Origin of the sequence: Mesorhizobium sp. M7A.F.Ca.MR.362.00.0.0, from assembly GCF_004023175.1 — a bacterium.
Classification (GTDB): domain Bacteria; phylum Pseudomonadota; class Alphaproteobacteria; order Rhizobiales; family Rhizobiaceae; genus Mesorhizobium.
In genome coordinates this window covers 1-9,838 of sequence record NZ_RZTF01000245.1, presented here as the reverse complement: position 1 = coordinate 9,838, position 9,838 = coordinate 1, and the positions used below count along the sequence as shown (strand labels likewise).

10 protein-coding genes are annotated in these 9,838 nt (G+C 64.9%); all 10 read left to right on the top strand.

What is annotated here, in order from left to right:
* The first annotated feature begins 108 nt into the window (after window positions 1-108).
* Entirely contained in the window at window positions 109-825 is a 717-nt protein-coding gene (locus tag EOC06_RS24925) for an ABC transporter ATP-binding protein (RefSeq protein WP_127266437.1), read from the top strand.
* A complete protein-coding gene (locus EOC06_RS24920; RefSeq protein ID WP_128309035.1) occupies window positions 825-1,526 on the top strand; it encodes an ABC transporter ATP-binding protein in 702 nt (233 codons plus the stop codon). The genes EOC06_RS24925 and EOC06_RS24920 overlap by 1 nt, the downstream gene beginning before the upstream one ends.
* 67 nt (window positions 1,527-1,593) lie before the next feature.
* Entirely contained in the window at window positions 1,594-2,457 is an 864-nt protein-coding gene (locus tag EOC06_RS24915; protein WP_127318882.1) for a branched-chain amino acid ABC transporter permease, read from the top strand.
* Between the two features lie 8 nt (window positions 2,458-2,465).
* On the top strand, window positions 2,466-3,515 hold the full coding sequence (locus tag EOC06_RS24910) for a branched-chain amino acid ABC transporter permease (protein WP_127318880.1): 1,050 nt from the start codon (window positions 2,466-2,468) through the stop codon (window positions 3,513-3,515).
* Window positions 3,515-5,269 (top strand): FAD-dependent monooxygenase, encoded by a 1,755-nt coding sequence (locus tag EOC06_RS24905; RefSeq protein ID WP_128309034.1) that lies wholly within the window; start codon window positions 3,515-3,517, stop codon window positions 5,267-5,269. Before EOC06_RS24910 ends, EOC06_RS24905 begins: the two co-directional genes overlap by 1 nt.
* A 10-nt stretch (window positions 5,270-5,279) precedes the next feature.
* Window positions 5,280-6,170 (top strand): intradiol ring-cleavage dioxygenase, encoded by an 891-nt coding sequence (locus EOC06_RS24900; protein ID WP_128309033.1) that lies wholly within the window; start codon window positions 5,280-5,282, stop codon window positions 6,168-6,170.
* Window positions 6,170-6,988 carry an SDR family NAD(P)-dependent oxidoreductase gene (locus EOC06_RS24895; RefSeq protein WP_127266431.1) on the top strand — a complete coding sequence of 273 codons (819 nt, stop codon included), beginning with the start codon at window positions 6,170-6,172 and terminating at the stop codon, window positions 6,986-6,988. The genes EOC06_RS24900 and EOC06_RS24895 overlap by 1 nt, the downstream gene beginning before the upstream one ends.
* A 63-nt stretch (window positions 6,989-7,051) precedes the next feature.
* Entirely contained in the window at window positions 7,052-8,359 is a 1,308-nt protein-coding gene (locus EOC06_RS24890) for an ABC transporter substrate-binding protein (RefSeq protein ID WP_127266430.1), read from the top strand.
* A gap of 25 nt (window positions 8,360-8,384) precedes the next feature.
* On the top strand, window positions 8,385-9,122 hold the full coding sequence (locus tag EOC06_RS24885; RefSeq protein WP_128309032.1) for an ABC transporter ATP-binding protein: 738 nt from the start codon (window positions 8,385-8,387) through the stop codon (window positions 9,120-9,122).
* On the top strand, window positions 9,119-9,838 hold a 720-nt coding region (locus EOC06_RS24880), incomplete at its 3' end, for an ABC transporter ATP-binding protein (RefSeq protein ID WP_164898721.1). The genes EOC06_RS24885 and EOC06_RS24880, both read left to right, overlap by 4 nt.

Genomic DNA, 9,838 nt, shown 5'->3' with positions numbered 1-9,838 from the left:
CGGCGCCTCCGAGATACCCACCGCCGGCAAGATGGAAGCCCTGGCCTGACGCTGCCGAGGGCGGCTGATACCGCCGCCCTCGTTCGGCGCGACCCAAGGATGACAGTGATGATACTCAGGCTGGAAAACGTTTCGAAGTCCTTCGGCGCCCTGAAGGTTGCGGATTCCGTGACCGTCAGCGTGCCGCGCGGCGAAGCGCTGGGCATTATCGGCCCGAACGGCGCGGGAAAATCGACGCTCTTCAACCTGATCACCGGCAATCTGTTTGCCAATGAGGGGCGCATCGAATTGCTCGGCCGCGACGTGACCCGTGCTCCGGCGATGGAGCGGGTGCGCATGGGCGTTGGCCGCAGCTTCCAGATTCCGCAGCCTTTCGAGGGGCTGACCGTGTTCGAAAATCTCTTGACCGCTGCCGCCTTCGGCCGCGGCGGACGCGAGGCCGAGATGGTTGACGATTGCGCTGGTATCCTCGAGGAGACGGAGCTTCTCAGGAAGGCCAATTTCGTGGCCGGCTCGCTGAGCCTTCTCGACCGCAAGCGCCTCGAACTCGCCCGCGCCCTGGCGACAGGCCCTGAGCTTCTGCTTCTGGACGAGATCGCCGGCGGTCTGACGGAGGGCGAATGCAAGGCCCTGGTCGCGACGATCAAGGCGATCCACGCCAGGGGCACGACAATCATCTGGATCGAGCATGTGCTACACGCCCTGAATTCGGTGGTAGAGCGGCTTCTCGTGCTGGATTTCGGGCGTGTGATCGGGATCGGTGCGCCTGATGAGATCATGGCCTCGAAGGCGGTTCGCGAAATCTATCTGGGGCTTGAGGTCTGATGCTGGAAACGCGTGGCCTCACCGCGAATTACGGCCAGTTCCGGGCGCTGTTCGGTGTGGATATCAGGGTGGCCGCGAGCGAATGCGTGGCGATTATCGGCGCCAATGGCGCAGGAAAATCCACGCTGATGCGCTCGATCACGGGCGTGATCGGCAACGAGCCCGGCATGGTGCTGCACAGGGGCGAGCCGATCGGCGCGCTGTCTTCGGCCGAGATCATGAAGCGCGGCATCGCCATGGTGCCGGAGGGGCGCCGACTGTTCCCTTCGCTCACCGTCGAGGAAAACCTGCTGGTCGGCGGGCAGGCGCGCAAGGTGCCGGGGCCGTGGAACCTCGACGCGGTCTATGATCTTTTTCCGATCCTGCGCGAGCGGCGCAAGAGCCCCGGCACAGCGCTCTCGGGCGGCCAGCAGCAGATGGTGGCGATCGGCCGGGCGCTGATGTCGAACCCCCAATTGCTGCTCTGCGACGAGATCAGCCTCGGCCTCGCGCCCGTCGTCATCCGCGACATCTACGCAGCCCTTCCCAGGATCCGCGAAAGCGGCGCCGCGATCGTGCTGGTGGAGCAGGATATCGGCAAGGCGCTGGCGGTCGCCGACCGCGTCTACTGCATGATGGAGGGCCGCGTCACGCTGGCCGCCAGGACGGCCGAGGTCACGCGCGAAGACATCCATTCTGCCTATTTCGGGGTGGCGTCATGACCAGGGATCCGAGATTCCGTCATCTGCTCGCACAGCGCTCTCATGGCCTGATCGAGGTGGCGCGGCGATGATCTGGCTGGACACTCTCGTGCAGGGGATTCTGCTGGGCGGGCTCTATGCCCTGTTTGCAGCGGGATTGAGCCTCGTCTTCGGCATCATGCGGCTGGTGAATCTCGCCCATGGCGACCTCATCATTCTTGCCGCCTATCTGGTTTTGATGGGCGTCACGCTGCTCGGCCTGTCGCCCTGGATCGCTGCCCTGGTCGCCATGCCGGCGATGTTCGCGCTCGGCTGGCTGCTGCAGGCCGCCGTGCTGAACCGCGTACTGGGCAAGGACATCCTGCCGCCGCTTTTGGTCACCTTCGGCCTGTCGGTCGCCCTGCAGAACGGCCTGCTCGAGGCCTTCTCCGCCGACAGCCGCCGTATTCCGGTGGGCGCGTTGGAAGGGGCATCGCTCGATCTCGGGCTGGTCACGGTGGGGATCATGCCGCTGATGACCTTTGCCTCGGCGATCGTGATGATCATTGCCCTGAACGGGCTCTTTTACCACACCGCGCTCGGCCGTGCCTTCCGCGCCACCTCGGACGACGCCGTGACGGCGGGGCTGATGGGGATAGAGCCGAAGCGGATTTTCGCGATCGCCACCGGGATCGCCATGATCGTGGTGACGCTGGCGGCCCTCTATCTCGGCATGCGGGCAAACTTCGATCCTTCGATCGGGCCGGCGCGGCTGATCTATGCCTTCGAGGCGGTGATCATCGGCGGCCTCGGCAGCCTATGGGGAACGCTCGCGGGCGGGATCATCATCGGCGTGGCGCAGACGTTTGGTGCCGCGCTCAATCCGGAATGGCAGATCCTGGCCGGCCACATCGCCTTCCTGGCCGTGATGCTGCTCAAACCGCGCGGGCTTTTTCCGCGCGCAGTGGATTGAGGGGCGGCATGTATCGACTGACAACCCGCACCCGCGCCGGAACCGTAACCGCGATCACGGTGCCGATCGTCATCGTCGCCGCGCTCGCGCTGCCTGCCGTGGCCTCGCGGGGCGTCATACAGGATCTGTTCTTCATCCTCACCATGCTGACGCTGGCGCAGATATGGAACCTTCTGGCGGGCTATGGCGGCCTGGTCTCGGTGGGTCAGCAGGCCTTCGTCGGCATCGGCGCCTACGCGATGTTCGCCGGCGTGATCCTGCTTGGCTGGAATCCGGTCCTGGCGATCCCACTGGGGGGGCTTGCGGCGCTGGTGCTGGCGGTTCCGACGGCCTTCTTCGCATTCCGTTTGCAGGGCGCCTATTTCGCCATCGGCACCTGGGTGATCGCTGAAGTGACGCGCCTGCTGGTCGCGCAGTGGAAGGCGCTCGGCGGCGGCACCGGCACTTCGCTGCCGCGCGAGGCGACGAGCAGCATCCTGGGCACCGATGCGATCAGGGCGCTGTTCGGCGTCCGCGAGGCCGCGGCACGCGACGTCCTGGCCTACTGGCTGGCTTTGGCGTTGGTCGTAGCTGTGACCGGCGGCATCTATTGGCTGCTGCGCAATCGCCTCGGGCTGGCGCTGGCGGCGGTGCGCGACAATGTCGACGCGGCGCAATCGGTCGGCGTCGATACCGGCCGGCTCAGATGGGCGGTCTTTCTGATCGCCGCGGCCGCCACCGGGCTGACCGGCGCGCTGATCTTTCTGCAGACGGCCCGCATCTCGCCGGGAGCGGCCTTTGCCGTCACCGACTGGACCGCCAACGTCATCTTCATAGTCGTCATCGGCGGCATCGGCACCATCGAGGGGCCGATCCTCGGTGTGCTGGTCTTCTTTGCGCTGCGCTCGGCGCTGGCCGACTACGGCAGCTGGTACTTGATGACGCTCGGCCTCATCGCCGTCGTCGTGATGCTTTTTGCACCAAAGGGGCTGTGGGGCCTGATCGCGTCCCGCAAGGGCCTGCACCTGTTTCCGGTTCGCCGCAGGCTGACCGGTCCGAAGATCGAGGGAGGAATTTAATGGCGGATATCGAAACCGACGTGCTGATCGTCGGCACTGGCCCGGCCGGCTCGGCCACCGCCGCGCTGCTGTCCAGCTATGGCGTCGCCAACATGATCGTCAATCGCTATCGCTGGTTGTCGAACACGCCGCGTGCCCACATCACCAACCAGCGCACGATGGAAGTGCTGCGCGACCTTGGGCCGGAGGTAGAGGCCGAAGCCATGATGCACGCCTCCCCGCAGGAGCTGATGGGCGAGAACGTGTTCTGCGAAAGCCTGGCCGGCGAGGAGATCGGCCGCATGAAGAGCTGGGGCGTCCATCCGCTCTCCAAGGCCGAACATCTCCTGTCGTCTCCCTGCTTCATGAACGATCTGCCGCAGACCTTCATGGAGCCGATCCTGTTCAAGTCGGCCTGCGCCCGCGGCACGCAGGCCCGCATGAGCACGGAATATGTCAGCCATGTCCAGGATGCGGACGGCGTGACCACGACCTGCCACGATCGGCTGTCGGGCAAGGATTTCACCGTGCGGTCGAAGTTCCTCGTCGGCGCCGACGGCGGCAACTCGCTGGTGGCCGAGCATCTGGGCCTGCCGCTCGAGGGCAAGATGGGCGTTGGCGGCTCGATGAACATCCTGTTCAGGGCTGATCTCTCGAAATATGTCGCCCACCGGCCGAGCGTCCTCTACTGGGTCATGCAGCCCGGCGCCGACGTCGGCGGCATCGGCATGGGTCTCGTGCGCATGGTGCGGCCGTGGGACGAATGGCTGATCGTCTGGGGCTACGACATCAACCAGCCGCCGCCTGAAGTGACGCCGGAACTAGCCACCAGCGTCGCGCGTCAACTGGTCGGAGATCCCGCGCTCGAGATCGAGCTCCTGGGCGCCAACACCTGGACCGTGAACAACTGCTTCGCCACGCATATGCAGAAGGGGCGGGTGTTCATCATGGGCGATGCCGCGCACCGGCATCCGCCCTCGAACGGGCTCGGCTCGAACACATCGATCCAGGACGGGTTCAACCTCGCCTGGAAGCTTGCCAAGGTCATCAAGGGGCAGGCGGGGGTCGGGCTTCTGGACAGCTTCTCGGCCGAGCGCGCACCGATCGCGCGCCAGATCGTGACACGGGCGAACCAGTCCATCGCCGAATTCGGACCGATCTTCGAGGCGCTCGGCATGGACGGCGGCGTGGATCACGACAAGATCCACAGGAACATGGAGGCTCGCGCCGATGCGACGCCCGTCGCCGAAGCGCAGCGCGAGGCGCTCCGCAAAGCCATCGCCTTCAAGAAGTACGAGTTCGACGCCCATGGCGTCGAGATGAACCAGCGCTATGCCTCCGGCGCGGTGGTGACCGACGGCCAGGGCGAGCCACCTTTCGAGAAGGATCGCGAGCTGCACTATGCGCCAACAACGTGGCCCGGTGCGCGCTTGCCGCATGTCTGGGTCTTCGAGCGCTCCGGCAGGAAAGTCTCGACGCTCGATCTTTGCGGGCATGGCGAGTTCACGCTGTTGACCGGCATTGGCGGCGAGGCGTGGGTCGCAGCGGCGGAGACGGTGGGCGCGGAGCTCGGTCTGCCGATCCGCAGCCATGTGATCGGCCCGCGCCGCGCGATCGAGGATCATACCGGCGACTGGGCCGGCGCGCGGGAGATCCGCGACAACGGCTGCTTGGTCGTTCGTCCCGACCATCATGTTGCCTGGCGTTCCGAAACGCTGGCGGCCGATCCGGCGGCCGAACTGCGCCGGGTCTTGAAATCCGTTCTGGCGCGTTGAGGAGGATCGCATGATCGATGAACACGAATCCGGCTATTTCACCGAAGCGAACTCGGCCGAGGTCGTGGTGGCGCGGAACAGGAACGCCAAGGACGAGCGGCTCAAAGAGGTGATGGAGGTCATCACCCGCAAGCTGCACGAGGCGGTGAAGGAGATCGAGCCGACACAGGAGGAATGGTTCGGCGCGATCATGTTCCTGACGCAGACAGGCCAGATCTGCAACGAGTGGCGGCAGGAATACATCCTGCTGTCGGATGTTCTCGGTGTCTCGATGCTGGTCGATGCGATCAACAACCGCAAGCCGTCGGGCGCCTCGGAATCGACGGTGCTGGGACCCTTCCACGTCGCCGACGCCCCCGAACTGCCGATGGGCTCCAACATCTGCCTCGACCAGAAGGGCGAGCCCATGTTCGTGCATGGCCGCATCCTCGATACCGAGGGCAAGCCGATCGCAGGCGCCAAGATCGACGTCTGGCAGGCCAATGACGAGGGCTTCTACGACGTGCAGCAGAAGGGCATCCAGCCCGACTTCAACTTGCGCGGCGTCTTTCGCACCGGCCCGGACGGGCGCTACTGGTTTCGCGGCGTGAAGCCCAAATACTACCCAATCCCGGATGATGGCCCGGTCGGCAAGCTGCTGGGCGCCCTGGGGCGTCACCCCAATCGTCCGGCGCATCTCCACTACATCGTCGAGGCCGAGGGCTTCGAAGCGCTGACCACGCACATCTTCGACCCGGACGACCCGTACATCGATTCAGATGCCGTCTTCGGCGTGAAGAAGAGCCTGCTCGCCGAATTCCGCAAGATCGAGGACGCCGAAGCTGCCGCCAGGGTCGAGGTTGCGGCCCCGTTCTACGACGTGGAGTTCGATTTCGTGCTGTCGCACAAGGGAGGAAACTGATGGCCGCACTTGAAAAGATGTTCGATGTCAGAGGCAAGTCGGTGATCGTCACCGGGGGCGCCAGCGGCATCGGGCAGGCCTATGCCGAGATCATGGCCGAGCACGGGGCGAAGGTCTGTATCTTCGACCTGAACCCTGCCGGGCTTGACACGACCGTGGCCGCGATCAGGGCGGTGGGTGGCGATGTCTGGGGCCAGGTTGTCAATGTCGGCGACCGCGCGGCCATGGCCGCAGCCTTCGACAAGGTCGCCGGGAAGGCGGGCTCGATCGATGTCGTGTTCGCCAATGCCGGGATCGATGCCGGGCCGGGCTTCAACACCCCGACGGGCGAAAGGAACCCCGAGGGCGCCATCGAGAACCTGCCCGACGAGCACTGGGACAAGGTGATGGAGATCAACCTGACCTCGGTCTACACCACGATCAAGCATGCCGTCCGGCACATGAAGCCGAATGGCGGCGGCCAGATCATCGTCACGTCGTCCATTGCATCGCTGATCAACGAGAGCATCGTGGGCACGCCCTACATGCCCGCCAAGGCCGCGGTGAACCATCTCGTTCGCCACATGGCGATGGAGCTTGGCGCCTACAACATCCGCATCAATGCCATCCTGCCCGGACCGTTCATCACCAACATTGCCGGCGGCCGGCTGCGCAATCCGGCGGACCGCAAGGCCTTCGAGGCCCAGTCGCTGCTCGGTCGGATCGGCGACCCGGAAGAGATCAAGGGCCTGGCGCTTTATCTGGCGTCGCCGGCCGCGTCTTACGTCACGGGCTCGCTGATCGTAATCGATGGCGGCTCACTGCTGAGGATGACCTGAAGCCGCTTTGAACTGAGACCGGTCCCGTGGGCCGGAGAAACTTAACCCAGGGAGGAACCGACGATGAGCTACTACAACAGACTGGTGAAATCGGGCTTGCGGCCCAGCCGCCGAAGCGTCCTGAAGGGGATTGGAGCCGGCCTTGCCGCCAGCACGCTTGGCATGCCGGCCTATGTGCGCGCCGCGACGGCGGGAAAGATCAAGCTCGGCTATCTCAGCCCGACGACCGGACCGCTCGCCCTGTTTGGTGAAACGGATGGCTACACCTTGCAGAAGATCCGCGCCCTGCTCGGCGGCCAACTGCAATGCGCCGACGGCAATACTTACGAAATCGAGATTCTTGACCGCGACAGCCAGTCCAATCCGAACAAGGCATCGGAAATCGCCGGCAATCTGATCCTGAACGACGAGGTGCATCTGCTCGTGCCGGCCTCGACCACCGACACGATCCTGCCCGCGGCCGAGCAGGCCGAGCTTTATGAAACGCCCTGCATTTCCTCGGGCGCTCCCTGGCAAGCGGTGATCATGCCGCGCGGCGGCGGCAAGCAGACCTTCGACTGGACCTATCATTTCTTCTGGGGCCTCGACGAGGCGTTGAACACCTTCGTCGGGCTCTGGAACCATCTGGAGACCAACAAGAAGGTCGGGATGCTGTTCCCCCAGAACATCGACGGCGAGACTTGGGGCAACGACGAATATGGCTTGCCAGCGCCGACCCGCAAGGCCGGCTACGAGGTCGTGGTGCCCGGCTATTTCCAGCCCCGCACCAATGATTTTTCCGCACAGATAGCCGAGTTCAAGAAGCAGGGCTGCGAGATCATCGGCGGCATTACCTATCCCGACGATCTGAAGACCTTCGTCACCCAGTGCAACCAGCAGGGCTTCAAGCCGAAGGCGGTCACGGTGGCGGCGGCGCTCTTGTTCCCGGGTGGCGTCGAGGCCATGGGTCCTCTAGGCAACGGCATGTCCTCGGAGGTCTGGTGGACCCCGGCCTTCCCGTTCAAGTCGTCGCTGACCGGCCAGGTCAGCAGCGACATCGCCAGCCAATGGGAAGCCGATACGAAGCGCCAGTGGACGCAGCCGCTGGGCTATTCGCATGCCTTGCTCGAGGTCGCCCTCGACATACTGAAGCGCTCTTCCAATCCGCTCGACCGTGCGGCCAATCGTGACGCTCTGGTCGCTACCGATCTGCAGACGCTGGTCGGTCATATCAAGTTCGACGGCTCGCCCCACAAGAACATCTGCAAGACGCCGATCTTCGGCGGCCAGTGGGTGAAGGGCGAGAAATGGCCTTATGACCTGAAGATCGTCGACAACACTGTCAATCAGCTCTTCGCGCCGCAGCAGGCTATCCAGCCGATCGCCTGGTGACATGAGCGGGAACGCGGGCAGAGTTATGGGTAGGGAAATCCTGCTGAAAGCGCACGGCGTGTCGAAGTCCTTCGGCGCTGTCCGCGTCCTGCATGAGGTGAGCTTCGATGTGCATCGGGGCGAGGTGCTGGGCATCCTCGGCCCGAATGGGGCGGGCAAAACGACGCTGTTCAACATGATCAGCGGCGATTTGAAGGCGTCCGGCGGCGAGATCCAGCTCGGCGACACCGCGCTTCGCGGCGAGCCGCCCTTCCGGCGCTGCCAGATGGGCATCGGGCGAACCTATCAGATCCCGCGTCCCTATTCCGGCATGACCACCTTCGAAAACCTGCTGGTCGCCGCCGCTTTCGGCGGCGGCCGGTCGGAGAAGAAAAGCTATGCCTTCTGCGCCCAGGTCCTGCGCGATTGCGAGCTCTCCGACAAGGCCAATGTCTCGGCGGGCGCTCTCACCCCTCTCACCCTGCTCGACCGCAAGCGGCTGGAACTGGCGCGCGCGCTGGCTTCGGATCCGAAGCTGCTGCTTCTGGACGAAATCGCGGGCGGGCTGACCGACGATGAATCGAAGGCATTGGTGGCGCTGGTGCGCCGCATTCGTGACCGCGGCATCACCATCGTGTGGATCGAGCATGTGCTGCACGCGCTGCTGGCGGTGGCCGACCGGCTGTTGGTACTGAACTTCGGCGAGAAGATCGCAGAAGGCGTGCCAGCCGAAGTGATTGCGCTGCCCGAGGTCCAGCGCGTCTACATGGGGATCGAGGCATGACGGCCGTTCTTTCCACCCACGGGCTGTTGGCCCGCTATGGCGATTTTCAGGCGCTCTACGGCGTCGACATCGAGCTGCACCAGGGTGAGGCCGTGGCCTTGATCGGCGCCAACGGGGCAGGAAAATCCACACTCCTGCGTTCGATCATGGGCCTGCTCCCGGTTGCGCGCGAGATGGTGCTGCTGCACGGCGAGGCCGTTGGCGGCACCACCACCGACCGCATGGTGCAGAAGGGTGTCGCCATCGTGCCGGAGGGCCGTCGGCTCTTCACCGGCATGTCGGTCGAGGACAATCTGCGCGTCGCCATCGACCAGGCCGCGCGCATGGGCGCCAAGGGCGGATGGACGCTGCCGCGGTTGCACCTGCTGTTCCCGATCCTAAAGGAGAAGGCCCGCACGCAGGTCCAGAGCCTCTCGGGCGGGCAGCAACAGATGGTGGCGATCGGCCGCGCGCTGCTCTGCCAGCCGCGCGTGCTGCTCTGCGACGAGATCAGCCTTGGTCTTGCGCCGAAGGTGATCCGCGAGATCTATGCCGCCTTGCCCGAAATCCGCGCCACCGGAACGGCGATGATCGTGGTCGAGCAGGATGTCGGCCTCGCTCGAACCGCTACGGACCGCCTCTACTGCATGCTGGAGGGGCGCGTGACCCTGACCGGCAGGTCCGCCGAAATCACGCGCGAGCAGATCGGCAAAGCCTATTTTGGAGCAGGCCATGGA